The sequence below is a fragment of the Kiloniellales bacterium genome, assembly GCA_030066685.1.
Lineage (GTDB): Bacteria > Pseudomonadota > Alphaproteobacteria > Kiloniellales > JAKSBE01 > JAKSBE01.
The window spans coordinates 140,356-154,295 of record JASJBF010000002.1; the positions used below are offsets into that span (position 1 = coordinate 140,356).

The 13,940-nt window shown below is 68.0% G+C and carries 14 protein-coding genes; 3 read left to right on the forward strand and 11 right to left on the reverse strand.

The features are described from left to right. Positions 1-25 precede the first annotated feature (25 nt). Complete coding sequence (locus QNJ30_02750; GenBank protein ID MDJ0942351.1) at positions 26-829, forward strand: DUF2189 domain-containing protein; 804 nt, start codon at positions 26-28, stop codon at positions 827-829. Positions 830-866: 37 nt separating this feature from the next. On the opposite strand, the gene QNJ30_02755 is transcribed toward QNJ30_02750, so the two are convergent. Then, on the reverse strand, positions 867-1,325 hold the full coding sequence (locus tag QNJ30_02755; protein MDJ0942352.1) for a bacteriohemerythrin: 459 nt from the start codon (positions 1,323-1,325) through the stop codon (positions 867-869). Between the two features lie 158 nt (positions 1,326-1,483). Between QNJ30_02755 and QNJ30_02760 the strand changes: the two genes are divergently transcribed. After that, the gene (locus QNJ30_02760) at positions 1,484-2,308 is read left to right on the forward strand and encodes an aspartate dehydrogenase (GenBank protein ID MDJ0942353.1); all 825 of its coding nucleotides are present in this window, start codon (positions 1,484-1,486) and stop codon (positions 2,306-2,308) included. 16 nt (positions 2,309-2,324) lie between these two features. Here QNJ30_02760 and QNJ30_02765 read toward each other — a convergent pair whose 3' ends face one another. The 8 genes from QNJ30_02765 to QNJ30_02800 form a co-directional block, all read right to left on the reverse strand. Next, positions 2,325-2,618, reverse strand: coding sequence for a bacteriophage holin (locus QNJ30_02765; protein ID MDJ0942354.1), 294 nt, complete (start codon positions 2,616-2,618; stop codon positions 2,325-2,327). A gap of 68 nt (positions 2,619-2,686) precedes the next feature. After that, a complete protein-coding gene (locus QNJ30_02770; protein MDJ0942355.1) occupies positions 2,687-4,378 on the reverse strand; it encodes a tripartite tricarboxylate transporter permease in 1,692 nt (563 codons plus the stop codon). Positions 4,379-4,402: 24 nt separating this feature from the next. Next, entirely contained in the window at positions 4,403-4,888 is a 486-nt protein-coding gene (locus QNJ30_02775) for a tripartite tricarboxylate transporter TctB family protein (protein ID MDJ0942356.1), read from the reverse strand. A gap of 74 nt (positions 4,889-4,962) precedes the next feature. Next, a complete protein-coding gene (locus QNJ30_02780) occupies positions 4,963-5,937 on the reverse strand; it encodes a tripartite tricarboxylate transporter substrate binding protein (protein MDJ0942357.1) in 975 nt (324 codons plus the stop codon). Positions 5,938-6,162: 225 nt separating this feature from the next. Next, a complete protein-coding gene (locus tag QNJ30_02785; protein ID MDJ0942358.1) occupies positions 6,163-7,335 on the reverse strand; it encodes a TAXI family TRAP transporter solute-binding subunit in 1,173 nt (390 codons plus the stop codon). A 248-nt stretch (positions 7,336-7,583) separates the two neighbouring features. Next, entirely contained in the window at positions 7,584-8,033 is a 450-nt protein-coding gene (locus tag QNJ30_02790; protein MDJ0942359.1) for a host attachment protein, read from the reverse strand. Positions 8,034-8,143: 110 nt separating this feature from the next. Beyond that, positions 8,144-9,985: an ATP-dependent zinc metalloprotease FtsH gene (gene ftsH / locus QNJ30_02795; GenBank protein ID MDJ0942360.1), complete on the reverse strand. Its 1,842-nt coding sequence runs from the start codon at positions 9,983-9,985 to the stop codon at positions 8,144-8,146. A 22-nt stretch (positions 9,986-10,007) separates the two neighbouring features. After that, a complete protein-coding gene (locus QNJ30_02800; protein ID MDJ0942361.1) occupies positions 10,008-10,496 on the reverse strand; it encodes a hypothetical protein in 489 nt (162 codons plus the stop codon). Between the two features lie 195 nt (positions 10,497-10,691). Here QNJ30_02800 and QNJ30_02805 point away from each other — a divergent pair, with 195 nt between their 5' ends. Further along, positions 10,692-11,456 carry a helix-turn-helix domain-containing protein gene (locus QNJ30_02805; GenBank protein MDJ0942362.1) on the forward strand — a complete coding sequence of 255 codons (765 nt, stop codon included), beginning with the start codon at positions 10,692-10,694 and terminating at the stop codon, positions 11,454-11,456. Between the two features lie 172 nt (positions 11,457-11,628). On the opposite strand, the gene QNJ30_02810 is transcribed toward QNJ30_02805, so the two are convergent. Continuing rightward, the gene (locus tag QNJ30_02810) at positions 11,629-12,918 is read right to left on the reverse strand and encodes an enolase C-terminal domain-like protein (GenBank protein ID MDJ0942363.1); all 1,290 of its coding nucleotides are present in this window, start codon (positions 12,916-12,918) and stop codon (positions 11,629-11,631) included. Then, positions 12,915-13,940, reverse strand: a complete 1,026-nt coding sequence (locus QNJ30_02815) for an aminoglycoside phosphotransferase family protein (GenBank protein MDJ0942364.1) — start codon at positions 13,938-13,940, stop codon at positions 12,915-12,917. The genes QNJ30_02810 and QNJ30_02815 overlap by 4 nt, the downstream gene beginning before the upstream one ends.

Genomic DNA, 13,940 nt, shown 5'->3' on the forward strand with positions numbered 1-13,940 from the left:
CGTTACGAGCGGGAGGTTTGAGCCGATGTCCGAAGCAGTGCCCGTGTTCTCGACACCTTCGCCCAAGATCCGTCAGGTCGGGCTCGACCGGCCCTGGGCTTGGCTGGCGGCCGGCTGGGGCGATCTGCGCAAGGCGCCGGCGGTCAGCCTGGGCTACGGCCTGGTCTTCGCCTTGGCCGGCTTCGCCATCCTGGCGGTGGTCTGGGCCTCGGGAATCTCGGCCGAGCGCTACGGCGGCTTTTTTGTGGTTTTGCCGCTCAGCGCCGGCTTCATGCTGGTCGGCCCGATCATGGCGGTCGGCCTCTACGAGGTCAGCAGCCGCCTGGCCAAGGGCGAGACGGTCTCCCTCGGAATCGCGGTGTCGGCCTTCCGGCGCAATCCGGCGCAGATCGCCCTGATGGGGCTGGCCCTGATGCTGTTCCTGTTGTTCTGGATTCGCCTGGCGACCCTGATCTTCGCCCTGTTCTTCGCCAGCAATCCGCCGGATCCGAACAACCTCATCATGGACGTCTTCTTTTCCGCCGAAGCCATCCCCTTCCTGATCGTCGGGGTCAGCGTGGGCGCGGTCTTGTCGGCCCTGGTCTTCTCCATCTCGGCGGTGTCGATCCCGATGCTGCTGGACCGCAACGTCAACGTGATCCTGGCGATCGCGACCAGCGTGGCGGCGGTGCGCCACAACCTCGCGCCGATGGCGGTCTGGGCGGCTCTGATCGTGCTCTTCACGGGGGCCGGGCTGGTCACCGCCTATCTCGGTCTGGTCGTCGCCCTGCCGCTGATCGGCCACGCGACCTGGCACGCCTACCGCGATCTGGTCGAACAGGACGGCTGATCGGCGATCGGCGCCTTTCGATCCGCGCCCTCCCGGCTCAGCTGGCCCGCCAAAGCTCGGCGGCCTTGAAGGCTTGCGCGGCGCTGCGGGCCTCCGCCTTGTCCTCGACCAGCGGCCGGTAGGCCATGTCGACGATCAGGATGTGGTGGGTGAGCCAGTTCTTCAGGTAGTCCAGCAGCTTGTCGTTGATCTCCGGGGCCGCCGCCTCGGGGTCCTCTTCGAAGCGCTTGGCCAGGGCCTGGATCTCCGCCGTGAAGTCCTCGTGCTCGGCCTTGTGCTCCGGCAGCTCCTGGAAGCCGCAGGCCTGCAGAACGTGCTCTTCGCGGGCGAAGTGGAACTCGGCATAGCGCATCAGTGCGAAGATGCACTGCCGCAGGGCACCGGGCTGGCCTGCGTTGTTGGCAAGCTGGTTGATGACCCGCACCAGCATCTTGTGGTCGTCGTCGAGCTCGGCAAGGCCGACGCTCATCTCGGGTGTCCACTCCATGAACGTCATGGCCGGCCCTCCAGCGTGAATCCCTTGAACCTGCTTCGAGTCTTCCCCGAAATTGCGCCGGGATCGTTGACCCAAGTCAATCGCGCCGCGCGGTGGGCAAGGCTCGCGGATTGCCGCAGCTTCACGTAGGCTGCCCCGCCAGATGCGGGAGAGGGGTGATGACGGAAGCGAATCGGGTGTCGCTCGGGGTCGCCGTCGGGGGCTTCGGCGCGATCGGCAGGCAGGTGGCGCGCGCCCTGGATCGCGGGGTGCCGGGGCTGCGGCTGGTGGCGGTCTCGGCGCGCGACCGAGAGGCCGCGGGCCGGCGCATGTCCGACTTCGCGCAGCCGGTCCCGGTTGTGGCGCTGGACGAGCTCGCGGGGCTGGCCGAGGTCGTGGTCGAATGCGTGCCAGCGGCGGCCTTTGCCGACTTGGCCGAGCCGGCCGTTGCGGCGGGTCGCCGCCTGGTCACGGTGAGCTGCGGCGTGCTCCTGCGCCGCTGGGATCTGGTTGAGCGCGCCAAGGCGAGCGGCGCCCAGATCGTCGTGCCGAGCGGCGCCCTGCTGGGACTCGATGCGGTCCGCGCCGCCGCCGAGGGCGAGATCCATGCGGTGCGCATGGTGACCCGCAAGCCGCCGGTCTCCCTGGCCGGGGCACCTTACCTCGAGCAACAGGGTATCGACCTCGAAGGGCTGACCGAGCCCCGCCTCATATTCCGCGGGACCGCGCGCGAGGGGGCCTTGGGCTTCCCGGCCAACGTCAACGTGGCGGCAGCGCTCAGCCTCGCCGGCATCGGGCCGGAGCGTACAGAGCTGGAGATCTGGGCGGATCCGGCCTTGACCCGCAACACCCACCGGATCGAGGTCGACGCCGACAGCGCCCGCTTCGAGATGCAGATCGAGAACCTGCCCAGCGAAGCGAACCCGCGCACCGGCAAGATCACCGCCCTAAGCGTGATCGCCACCCTGCGCGGTCTGACGGCGCCCTTGCGGGTTGGGGCTTGAGACTAGGTCGCTGCGGCTACGATGCGCGCCCTTGCGCCGTCGACTCGGGCGTGCGCTTGGTCAGCCTCGAAGCCAGCAGGTTGTAGAGCCAGGCCAGCAAGGCACCGCCGATCAAGCCGTCGGCGAAGCCCCAAGCCAGACCGACCAGGCTCCCCAAGGGCGTGACGCTGTAGCCGAGATAGATCTGCCCGACCGGCGAGGGCCCCGAGGTGCCGCCGCCGGCGAGGATCACCCACCAGGTCAGGAAGAAAACGCTGCCGCCCCACCAGAGAGCGAAGGCGAGCGCGAAGGCGGGGACGTTGAGCTTCATGGCGGTTCCTCCAAAGCGAGCGGTGGCCTCACTCGGGGAACAACCTGGGCGCCGCCTTTGTTCCTGTCTCAGGTCTCGCGGAGCTGCGAGACCTCGGCGCCGCTGCCGCGCAGCGGCAGCCGCCAGCCGGCGCGCTGGTGGCGCCAAAGGGTGAAGACGGCGAGCAACAGCAAGACGCCGGCCAGGACGGGCCGGACCACCCCGTCCATCAGGAAGAGCGGCGGCACGATGGCGAGGCAGAAGGCCGGGAAGTAGAACAGGGTCCAGCGCGCCTCGTGGCGCCGCGCCTGGTACCAGGGAAAGGCCGCCGAGAAGACTGAGATCACCAGGAAGAACAAGGCCCAGGGCCGGGTCACGAAGAGCGAGAGGTCCTCGGAGATCGCCAGGGCGCGCGACAGGTTGAGCTCGGCAACGTGGCCCAGGACCACGCCCAGGATCATCGGCGCCAGCGGAAAGCCCAGGGTTTTCAGGACGTAGCCGAGGACGCCGAAGACGAACAGGGTCCAGATGTCGAAGGTGACGTTGTTCAGCGCGAAGACGCCGATCGCGCAGTAGAGCAGGATCACCGAGGCCAGGGTGTACATCGGCACCCGCACGACCAGCAGGAAGGCCCGCAGGCAGACCGCCTGCATGGCGATCATGATGAAGTGCGCCAGGAAGAAGGCGACGAAGATGGCATAGGCGAGCTGGGGATTGTCGGAGATGAAGGTCGGGCTGGGCTGGACGTTGTGGATCAAGAGGGCGCCCAGCATGACCGCGGTGACCACGTCGCCGGGGATGCCGAGGGCCATCATGGTGATCAGGGCGCCGCCGGCGGTCGCGTTGTTGGAGGATTCCGGGGCGATGATGCCTTCCGGCGTGCCGCTGCCGAAGGCCTCGGGATTGCGCGAGGCCTTCTTGGCCTGGTCGTAGGCCAGGATGTTGGAGATCGAGCCGCCGGCCGCCGGCAGGATGCCGGTGAAGGTGCCGATCAAGGCGGAGCGGATCAGCTGCGCCCAGTGCCGGACGATCTCGCGGATCGCCTTGAGGTGCTCGACTCGCACCGCCTGGGCGCTCTTCTCCATCAGGGGCCGCCGCGCGGCGGCCACGTCGCGGACGTCGCTCAGGAGCTGGCTGAAGGCGAAGAGGCCGACCAGGACCGGCAGGAAGGCGAAGCCCTGCCTGAGGGCGTCGACGCCGAAATCGAAGCGGGCGACGCCATTGACCTCGTCCTCGCCGATGGTCGCGACCAGCAGGCCGAGCAGGCCGGCGATCACGCCCTTGACCAGGTTCTCGCCGGACAGGCTTGCGGTGATGGTCAGGGCGAAGAGCACCAGGGCGAAGTAGTCCCAGGGCCCGAACTCCAGGCCGATGCGGGCCAGCTGCGGGGCCAGGGCGACCAGCAGGCAGGCGCTCAGGATGCCGCCGAAGAAGGACGACCAAATGCCGATTCCCAGGGCCAGGCCGGGCCGGCCGCCGCGGGCCATGGGGAAGCCGTCGAAGGTCGTGGCGACCGACGACGGCGTGCCCGGGATCCCGGTCAGCATGCCGGACATCAGGCCGCCGGAGAGGCCGCCGACAAAGACCCCGATCATGGTCGCCAGGCCCTCGACCGCGCTGAGCCCGAAGGTGAAGGGCAGGGTCAGCACCACCGCCATGGTGATGGTGAAGCCCGGGATCGAGCCGGCGATCAGCCCGGCCGAGACCCCGAGGAACATCAACATCAGGTTGCCGAGCGAGAAGACCTCCGCGAAGGCGCCGCCCAGGTTCTCGATCAGCATGCCCCGCCGCCCCCCGGCCCTGGCCTATTGCAGGTTCAGGATGACGCCGCCCGGCAGGAAGACGCCGAGCGCGTAGGTGAAGATCGCCCACATCGCCCCGACCGAGATCACCGCGATGGCGAGGTGCAGGGGCAGCTGCGCCGCCTTGCTGCCGCCGAGAATGGTCAGCATCAGCAGGACGAAGAGGATCCCGCCCAGGAGCATGCCGAGAATCGGCAGGCTGACCAGGAAGCCCAGGAACAGCGCGTAGCAGATCAGCGGGTTGCGGTAGCGCCGCAGCCAGTCGCGCAGGCCGCCGCCTTCGCCGGCCGCCGGCGGGCTGCGCAGCGCCTGGGTCAGCAGCAGCAGCGAGAAGAGGCTGAGCGCCCCTAGGATGATCTGCGGCCAGACCGAGGACTGCAGGGTGCCGTAGTTGGTCGCCTCGATATCGAAGCTGGCGGCGATGAAGACGCCGCAGAACAGCAGCAGGAAGACCGCGGAAAGGGAGTCGCGATTGATGCGAGGCTGCATGGCCCGAGCCGACTTTCAAGAAAACAGAAATGGCCGGGACGGCGACGCCGCCCCGGCCGCGAAATGAGAAGGTCTCAGCCGCCCTTGTACATCCCGACCTCGGTTGCGATGCGCTTCCAGGTCGTGAAGGTTTCCTCGAAATAGGCCCGGTAGTCCTTGGGGCCCAGGTAGTTGATGCTGGTTCCCTTGGCGGTCATGGCCTCGACCACGGCCGGATCCTCGGCCGCCTTCTTCAGCAGCGCCGCGTAGTGGTCGACGACCGCCTTCGGCGTGCCCTTCGGCAGCACGACCCCGCGGTCGGTGCCGTAGATCAGGTCGTAGCCCTGCTCCTTGGCGGTCTTGACGTCGGCGATCTCGGGGTTCCGCTCGGCGGTGGTGATGCCGAGGGCCTTGAGCTCCCCGGTCGCGATGTACTTCTTCGCGGAGGCGAGGTTGATCTCGCCCAGCTCGATGTTCTTGGCCAGCAGCGCGGTCATGCGCTGGCGGGTGCCGTCGTAGGAGACGTGCTTGAACTTGATCCCGGCCGCGTCCTCGAGCAGCAGGAAGATGAAGTGGCTGGTCGAGCCCAGGGTGCCGCCGGCGATGATTTCGCCGGGCTTCTCCTTGGCCGCCGCCACCAGCTCGCCCAGGTCGTTGTAGGGCACGTCCGGGTTGGCGCCGAAGATGGCCGGCGTGCGGGTCAGCAGTGAGACCGGCTCGAAGGCGTCCCAGGTGAAGTCGACCCGGCCGCTCAAGAAGCTGGTCAGGGCGCTCTGGTGGATCGCGAAGAGCGTGCAGCCGTCAGCCTTCGCGCTCCTGGCTTCCTTCGCGCCCTTGTTGCCGCCCTGGCCGCTGATGTTGACGACCTGGAGCTGCGGCTTCGCACCTTGCTTGTTCACGGACTCGACGAAGGTGCGGAAGATCACGTCGGTGCCGCCGCCGGCGCCCCAGGGCACGATCAGCTTTGCAGTCCGGCAGGGGATATCGGCCGCCTGGGCGCTGGTCCCGGTGACCGCCAGCGCCAGGGCCGCGAAGGCGGCGCCGGCCATCCAAACACTCGCTCTGAACATCGTTCCTCCCTTGCGTACAAAAACCCCGCCACATCCCTCGCGGGGGAGGGACTTGTGAGCAGGGCACCAATGATTGCTCGATTATAGGCAGATCGCTACGGCCGCGGCCAGACGGCGGCCGTCACCCATCCTCCGACTTCGCGCTAGATCAAACGAGCGCAGATAATTTGACCCATTTCATACAGATAGAGCAGCTTGCCTTCGCTCGAATGAAGGCAGGATGCTCTACCGCTGGGTGTTGTACCAGCGGACGAACTCCTCGAAGAGCTGCTCCCTCTGCTGATTGGAGATGTTCCGCACGCCCGTGGACTGCTGGAAGGTCGACAGGAAGCGGTTGAAGGCGGTCTTGAGCTCGCTGGCCGGCGCGTTGCTGTTTGTCGCCAGCCATTCCTCGGCGGCGGCGAAACGCGTCCAGCCGGGCACCTCGGCGGCCAGGTTGATGGATCGCCACTTGGGGTTCCGCGGCTCCTGGCGCAGCTTCTCGAAGTTGTCGAAGAAGCGGGTCACGAAGCGGGCGACGCGCCGGTAGCGTTCGGTCCCCTTCGGCCAGGCATAAGTCGCCAGCACGACGCTGGTGGCGACGGTCTGGACCGACTGGCCCTCCGGGATCACGGCCGGATAAGCCTCGCTCTTGAGGGTCGCCGGCAGATAGACCGCCAAGAGCTTCTGGTAGTTGGGGTTGGGATTCTGGGGGTCGGTCAGCGGCACGAAGTGCAGGTCGTCCTCGGGCGTGATCCCGGTGAAGGCGGGCAGGGGCGAGCCGGCCATGCGCGCCATGGCCGCGATTTCGCCGTTCTTCAGCTTGAAGGTGGCGAGCTCCTGATCCAGGTAGACCGGCTCGACGTCGACGCCGAGGATCCGGAACACCGTCTGGCTGCCGATGTCGGTCGCGCTCAAGGGCTTCCAGAAGTTGACCTTCTTGCCGCGCAGCTGCTCGATGCTCCGGATGTCCTTGCGGGCCATGACGTGAAACTCGGCGTTGTAGAGCTTCGCGATGTAGTGGATGACCCGGTTGATGTTGTTGTAGAGTTCGGGGTCGCGGTTCTTGAAGTAGGCGAAGTAGCCCGACTCCGTCAGGCCCATGTCGACGCCCTTCAGCATCAGGACGTCGCGCATGTTCTGGGCGCCGCCGCGGCCGATCACCGGCAGGATGCGCAACTCGTTGCCGCGGGTGTCGTCGAGCACGTTCTGCAGGTCCTCGACCAGCTTGATGTAGGTGCCCGAGCGGCCCGCGGCCATGATGGTCACGGTGTTGGCGTTTGCCGCAGCCTGCTCCCTTTGGAACTTGGCGTTGCCGGGCGACGACTGCGCAACCGCGTCCTCTGCGATGCCGAAGGCAATCAAGCAGGCCAGGGAGAAAGCTGCGCCCCTAACCCTCGCACTCTCCAGCGACCTCATCTGGGAACTCCCTGTACCAAGACAATCAAAGGGTACGATTAGCCCGAGGCGCTGAGCTGAACAAGAGTCCCAGAAATGACAAAGAGATGTCGTCTTGCCACAGAGACCTGAGCAAGATGCTTAAGTTTATCAATTACGTGTATCAGTCCCTATATACTTTGGGTGATCTCCTCCGACTAGGTCCTGGGGTTCGGAATACCAGGGGTTGAGGGGCGACTGCCAATCTTCAACGCCGCGTCCGGGGCGGGCTACAGAGCGATCAGCTCGTCGAGATGGCCGGGCAATGCCTGGGTCGGGATCTTGGTCAAGTCCTTCGAGAGCTCGCCCGTGACCTTGGCCGTCGCACCGCGACCAAGGGCGGCGCGGAGTTCCCCGAGGGCCTTTGCCGGTGCGACCAGGATCAGACGGTCGAAGACTCTTTCGGCGGCCGCGGCATCCAGACGCGCCGCCACGGCCTTGAGGAAGTCTTGCTTCTCCTGCTGGTGCCAGTCGGCGCGCGGTGCCATGGCGTGGCGCCCCAGGCCCTTCCGGTCGTGCACTCGGCCCGGCCGATCGCTCCCCACCTCGCGCGTCGCGGCACGGGAGCCCTGCATCTCGCCGTCGCTGACCGGCGCCAAGCCCTTGCCGGGACCTGTGTTCTCCAAGATCCGCGCCGCCGCACCGTCGGCGACGACGATCCATGTCCGGGTCGCTTGCATCGAGACCTCCGAAGGGTGGCTCGGACTTTTAGATTCAGATCAACCGCGCCGAGCCGTGATCGTGTTGATCTGCGTCACGGCCGAGTGGACAGGCTATTGAGAGGTCACGCCTAGGCCGCCCTGTGCCCGGCCTGTGGCGTCGGGGGCAGCTTGGGCAGCTCGTCGCCGGCGAGGGTTTCCTTCTCCAGGAGGCGGCGGGCCGTCTCGTCCAGCAGCTTGCGGTGCCGTTCCAGGATCTTCGTCGCGGACTCGAAGGCGGCGTCCAGCAGGGCGCGGACCGCGCAGTCGATCTCGCGCGCGGTCTCCTGGCTGTGGGTGGCGCCGCGGGTGAAGCCGGGCAGGCCGCGCGGCGGGTTGTCCAGGAACTGCGGGGTCTCCTCGGCGTAGACCGCCTGGCCGAGCGTGGCGTCCATGCCGTAGCGCATGACCATGGAGCGCGCCACCTCGGTCGCCCGGTTGAGGTCGTCCGCGGCCCCGGTCGAGAGCTCGCCGAAGACCAGCATCTCGGCGGCGCGGCCGCCCAGCAGCACCGCCATCTTGTTCTCCAGCTCCGCCCGGGTCATGAGGTAGCGGTCCTCGGTCGGCCGCTGGATGGTGTAGCCCAGGGCGCCGATCCCGCGCGGGATGATCGAGATCTTGTGGACCTCGTCGCTGCCGGGCAGGGCCATGGCGACCAGGGCGTGGCCGGTCTCGTGGTAGGCGACGATCTTGCGCTCCCTGGGATTGAGCAGGCGGTTCTTCTTCTCCAGGCCGGCGACGATGCGCTCGATGGCGCGCACCACGTCGTCCATGGTCACGGCCTCGCCGCCGCGGCGGGTCGCCAGGATGGCGGACTCGTTGACCAGGTTGGCGAGGTCGGCGCCGGTGAAGCCGGCGGTCAGTTCGGCGATCTTTTCGGCGTCGATGTCGGGGCCGAGCCGGATGTCGCGCAGGTGCACCCCGAGGATCGCGACCCGGCCGAGCTTGTCGGGCCGGTCGACCAGGATCTGCCGGTCGAAGCGGCCCGGCCGCAGCAGGGCGGTGTCCAGGATCTCGGGGCGGTTGGTGGCCGAGAGCAGCACCACGCCGGAGGAGGGGTCGAAGCCGTCGAGCTCGGCCAGGAGCTGGTTCAGGGTTTGCTCCTTCTCGTCGCTGCCGCCGCCGACCGGCGACAGGCCCCGGGCCCGGCCCAGGGCGTCGAGTTCGTCGATGAAGATGATGCAGGGCGCCGACTTCCGGGCCTGCTCGAAGAGGTCGCGGACCCGGGCGGCGCCGACCCCGACGAACATCTCGACGAACTCGGAGCCGCTGATCGAGAAGAAGGGCACGCCGGCCTCGCCGGCCACCGCCCGCGCGAGCAGGGTCTTGCCGCAGCCGGGCGGCCCGACCAGCAGGACGCCCTTGGGTATCCGCGCGCCGAGCCGGCCCCAGGCCTCGGGCTCCGTCAGGAAGCGGACGATCTCCTGCAGCTCCTCCTTCGCTTCCTCGACCCCGGCGACGTCGTCGAAGGTGACCCCGACCTCCTTCTCCATGTAGATCTTGGCCTTGCTGCGGCCGATCGACAGAAACCCGCCCATGCCCTGCTTCTCGGCCATGCGCCGGAAGATGTAGAGCCAGGCGACAACGAAGATCAGGACCGGGACGGTCCAGGACAGCAGGGTGGCGAGAAAGGTGTTCTTGACCACCCCGGTGAAGGTGACGCCGGTCTCCTCCAGGTCGCGGGCCAAGTCGCTGTCGACCCGCACGGTATAGATCTGGTCCCGGCCGTCGGGCAGGGGGCTGTGAAGCCGGCCGCGGATGTGGTCCTCGGCGATCGAGATCTCGGCAACCTTGCCCTCGCGGAGCAGGGTCTGGAACCTGCTGTAGGGTATGGTCTCGACCTGCTGCAACCCCGCCAGCCAGTGCTGGAGCAGAAGCACGGCCAGGAAGGCGATCACGAAGTACCAGAAGTTGAAATGCTCTTTGCGTTCCACGGTCCCTGCCCAGCCCCGGCGCCTAGCTGTGGAAGGAGCGATCCATCGGCGGCAGAGGCTTGCAATAGCTGAGGCCGGAGAGCTTGTGGCCCTCTGATTCCAGAGCGTCGTGAAGACCGCTCGGGAAGAGCTGGACGCTGGCGGCGGGCATGATGACGTGGACGGCACGGCAGCCCTTGCCGCGGGCCAGGTTCTCGACCGCGGTGATGAGAGCGTGCTCGACCTGTCGGCGACCCGAGGCGAAATAGTCGTGGGCGATGAGGTTCTTGACCAGCAAGGTGCGGCCCTGGATCGGATCCTTCTCTATGCTATAGACCGCTAGCCCGAGGATGCAGCTTTCTAGCTTCTCGGCGACCAGTATGCCGTTCGGCTCCGGATGACCCCGGGCCATATGGCCCTCGGCAAAATCCAGCCACGCGCTGGCGGTCATGCTCGGGGCCGTCAGATGCACCAGGGGGAAGCACTGGGCCACCCGCTCGGCCTCCAGCGGTCGAATTCTCAGGTTTTGCATGGGTCAGCCGTGTCCTTTTCAGCCTGCGGCAGGCTAGGGTGCGGCAACAGACAAGGGCATTGACATAGGTCAACGAGGCCGAGGCGACGGGCTGGCGGTTAACGCCCTCGGTCTGCCCGGAAGGCGCCCTCGCAGCCTTGGCTTGCAGTTCCCTGACTTCCCGGCCAAACTGCTCGCGGTCTTGGGGAGCAAGGCATGGACCAGACGAACCAGTCGCCCTTCGACGTCCGGAACCGCAGGCTGGTGGAAGCCAGGAGCCGGCCGGAGCCTTCGACATCGCCCTGCGCGGCCTGCAGCGTGCGGCACCTTACCGTCTGTGCTGCCTTGGAAGGCGCCGAGCTGGAGCAGCTCGCCGACATCGTCCACAACGTCGAGTTGGAGGCGGGGCAGCCGCTGTTCGACGAGGGCGAGCGGGCGGACTACGTCTTCAACGTGACCGCGGGCTGCGTCAAGGTCTACAAGCTCCTGCCCGACGGCCGGCGTCAGGTGACCGGCTTTCTCTTCGCCGGCGACTTTCTCGGGCTCGCCAATCAGGACACCTACGCTTTCAGTGCCGAGGCGGTGTCTCCGGCGACCCTCTGCCGTTTCCAGCGCGGCAAGCTGGAAGCGGCGATGGAGCGCTTCCCCCAGCTCGAGAAGCGGCTCCTCGGCGTTGCCAGCCACGAACTGGCCGTCGCCCAGGAGCAGATGCTGCTGCTGGGCCGCAAGACCGCCAAGGAGCGGCTCGCCTCCTTCCTGATCAAGCTTTCCCAGGGCGCGGAACGCCGGGGCCGGCCGGCCAGTCCGGTCCGGCTTCCGATGACCCGGGCCGATATTGGCGACTACCTCGGCCTGACGACCGAGACGGTCAGCCGGGTCATGACCCAGCTCAAAGGACAGGGCACGATCGCGCTTCTGCCCAACGGTCAGGTCGATCTCCGCGAACTCGAGACTCTCGAGGACCTCGCCGGGGGCTACTAGATCAAACTGCGCTCGATCGGATCCAGTTGAGCGCAGATAATTTGATCTATTCCATATAGATAGAGCAGCTCATCTGCGTTCGAATGAACGCAGGATGCTCTAGCGAAAGCCCCGCGTCGGGCGTTTTCCTATCGGTTCCGGCTTTCTGCCAGGACCTCTCCGCACTGCGTCCTCAACGGCCCCAGGGAAATGCCTCCCGAGCCGGCAGGCGCCCGCCTGCCTGGCCGAACGCCTCTGCGATGCGCAGGCCTTCGTTCCACTTGGCCATGCGCTCGGATCGTGCGAAGGCGCCGACCTTGAGCTGTTTTGCCCGCCAGCCGACGGCGAGGTGGACGATCGTGACGTCTTCGCTCTCGCCGGAGCGCGCCGAGACGATGGCTTCCCAGCCGGCCGCCCGGGCCGCGTCGAACGCCGCCTGTGCCTCGCTGAGGGTGCCCGCTTGGTTGGGCTTGATCAGCGCGGTGTTGCAGGCACCGAGAGCCGCACCGTCGCGGATCCGCTGCGCGTTGGTGCAGATGAAGTCGTCGGCGACCACCTCGACCCGCGGGCCGGCCGCCGCAGTGAAGCGCGCCAGCGCCTCGCCGTCGTCCTCACCGAGCGGATCCTCGATCGCGACGATCGGGTAGCGCTCGAGCCAGCCGAGGAGCATCGCTGCGAGCGCGTCGGCGTCGACCTCGCGCCCGTCGCGCGCCAGGCGATAGTGGCCGCCGCGCCCGAAGTCGGTGGCAGCGATATCCAGCGAGATCGCCACCTCGTCGCCGGGTATCCGGCCCGCCAGCTCGATGGCGCGCAGAAGGTAGTCCAGCGCCTCCTCGTTGCTGTCAAAGGCCGGCCAGTAGCCCCCCTCGTCGGCCACGCCCTGCAGGCGGCCCGCCTCGGCCATCAGCTCGCCCGCAGCGCGGTAGACCTCGGCGGTCCAGTCCAGCGACTGCGCGTAGTCGCTCGCACCGACCGCGATAACCATGAAATCCTGCACGTCGACGCGCCGTCCGGCATGAGCCCCGCCGCCGAAGACCTGGATTTCCGGCAGCGGCAGGTCGAGGTCGTCGGCCTCGCCGGCGAGATGGCGCCAGAGCGGCAGGCCGCGCGCGGCGGCGGCGGCCTGCGCCACCGCCATCGACGTCGCGACCAGCGCGTTGCCGCCAAGCCGTGCGCGCTCGGGCGTGCCGTCGAGTTCGACCATGGCCGCGTCGATGCCGGCCTGGTCCGCGGCCGAGCGCCCGCGCAGCAGCGCGGCAATCTCGCCGTCGACCGCGGCCACGGCACCGCGCACGTCGAAGCCGCCGAAGGCCGTGCCGCCGTCGCGCCGGTCGAGCGCCTCGGCGCTGCCGGTCGAGGCTCCGGCAGGCGCGATGGCTCGCCCGAGGGCGCCGCCCGCGAGGCGTACCTCAGCCTCGACGGTCGGGCGGCCGCGCGAGTCCCAGATCCGGCGCCCCCGGACGGCCACGATGGTGTCGTTCATGTATCGAGTTCCTCGTTCCAGGCGGCAAGAACCGCCTCTAGCCTGTCTGCGGGAGCCGAGAGAAGGCGCCGCGCGCAGCGGCGCACCCGCTCCCGGTCGGCCTCTGCGGTGATGTACTCGACCGGCGATTTACCGTCGACCCGTGCCAGCAGCAACCCGGCCAGGAGATCCGCGGCGCGGGCCTCGAGGTCGACTGGCGGCTCCCAGTCGACCCCGGCGAGATAGCTGCTGGCCATCGCTGTGAAGGCGGCGTTGAAGCCGTTGCGCGCCGCGGGGGTCCACAAGGACTTCAGCAGCAGGTGGTTGACGCAGAAAGCAAGATCGAAGGCCGGGTCGCCGATGCAGGCGCACTCGGCGTCGAGGAAAACTGGGCCTCCCGGGCCGGCGAGGATGTTCTTGGGGCTGACGTCGCCGTGGATCATCGCGAGGCGGGTTTCGGCGGTGCGGGCGCTCAGACCGAACAGGACCTCGCGCAGGTCGGGATGGCGCGCGGCGGTCGCCTCGAGGTAGGGCTCCAGCCGGATGGCGTGGAAAATGTCGTGACGGGGGAAGCGCCGGGCGACCTCATCGTCGCCGGCGGTGGCCGCGTGGATCGCTGCCAGGCGGTGCCCGATCTCGGCCGCGAAGGCCGGGTCGGCGCGGCCATCGCGTAGCTCGTTCTTCCAGAGGCGGTGGCTCGCCGGGTCGAGGTAGCTCATCGCGCAAAGCATCGCTTCGGCATCGTGGTGGAGGACCGGCGGCGCGGCGCCCGGCACGACGCTGCCGGCGATCTCGTACCACGCAACCTCGAAGCGGTTGCGTTCGACCGGGGCGTGCCACTCGGCCGCCACTCTGAGCTGCGGCAGCGCCCGCTTGACGCAGAAGGTCTGCTCGGGCGTCACCACCTTCCAGATGCTCGAGGAGACGCCGCCCGCGAGCGGCTCGAAGGAGGCCGTGTCGGCGCCCTCGACAAGCCCCGCCTCCCGCAAGGCTGCAAGAATCGCCGCGTCCGGTTGGGCCGTGCCCGGCTCTGACCGAGTCAT

What these genes read in the sequence shown, in the direction of transcription:
- QNJ30_02750 (MDJ0942351.1), top strand. Translation starts at nt 26, where the DNA reads ATGTCCGAAGCAGTGCCCGTGTTCTCGACACCTTCGCCCAAGATCCGT.
- QNJ30_02755 (MDJ0942352.1), bottom strand. Translation starts at nt 1,325, where the DNA reads ATGACGTTCATGGAGTGGACACCCGAGATGAGCGTCGGCCTTGCCGAG.
- QNJ30_02760 (MDJ0942353.1), top strand. Translation starts at nt 1,484, where the DNA reads ATGACGGAAGCGAATCGGGTGTCGCTCGGGGTCGCCGTCGGGGGCTTC.
- QNJ30_02765 (MDJ0942354.1), bottom strand. Translation starts at nt 2,618, where the DNA reads ATGAAGCTCAACGTCCCCGCCTTCGCGCTCGCCTTCGCTCTCTGGTGG.
- QNJ30_02770 (MDJ0942355.1), bottom strand. Translation starts at nt 4,378, where the DNA reads ATGCTGATCGAGAACCTGGGCGGCGCCTTCGCGGAGGTCTTCTCGCTC.
- QNJ30_02775 (MDJ0942356.1), bottom strand. Translation starts at nt 4,888, where the DNA reads ATGCAGCCTCGCATCAATCGCGACTCCCTTTCCGCGGTCTTCCTGCTG.
- QNJ30_02780 (MDJ0942357.1), bottom strand. Translation starts at nt 5,937, where the DNA reads ATGTTCAGAGCGAGTGTTTGGATGGCCGGCGCCGCCTTCGCGGCCCTG.
- QNJ30_02785 (MDJ0942358.1), bottom strand. Translation starts at nt 7,335, where the DNA reads ATGAGGTCGCTGGAGAGTGCGAGGGTTAGGGGCGCAGCTTTCTCCCTG.
- QNJ30_02790 (MDJ0942359.1), bottom strand. Translation starts at nt 8,033, where the DNA reads ATGCAAGCGACCCGGACATGGATCGTCGTCGCCGACGGTGCGGCGGCG.
- QNJ30_02800 (MDJ0942361.1), bottom strand. Translation starts at nt 10,496, where the DNA reads ATGCAAAACCTGAGAATTCGACCGCTGGAGGCCGAGCGGGTGGCCCAG.
- QNJ30_02805 (MDJ0942362.1), top strand. Translation starts at nt 10,692, where the DNA reads ATGGACCAGACGAACCAGTCGCCCTTCGACGTCCGGAACCGCAGGCTG.
- QNJ30_02810 (MDJ0942363.1), bottom strand. Translation starts at nt 12,918, where the DNA reads ATGAACGACACCATCGTGGCCGTCCGGGGGCGCCGGATCTGGGACTCG.
- QNJ30_02815 (MDJ0942364.1), bottom strand. Translation starts at nt 13,940, where the DNA reads ATGACTCGGTCAGAGCCGGGCACGGCCCAACCGGACGCGGCGATTCTT.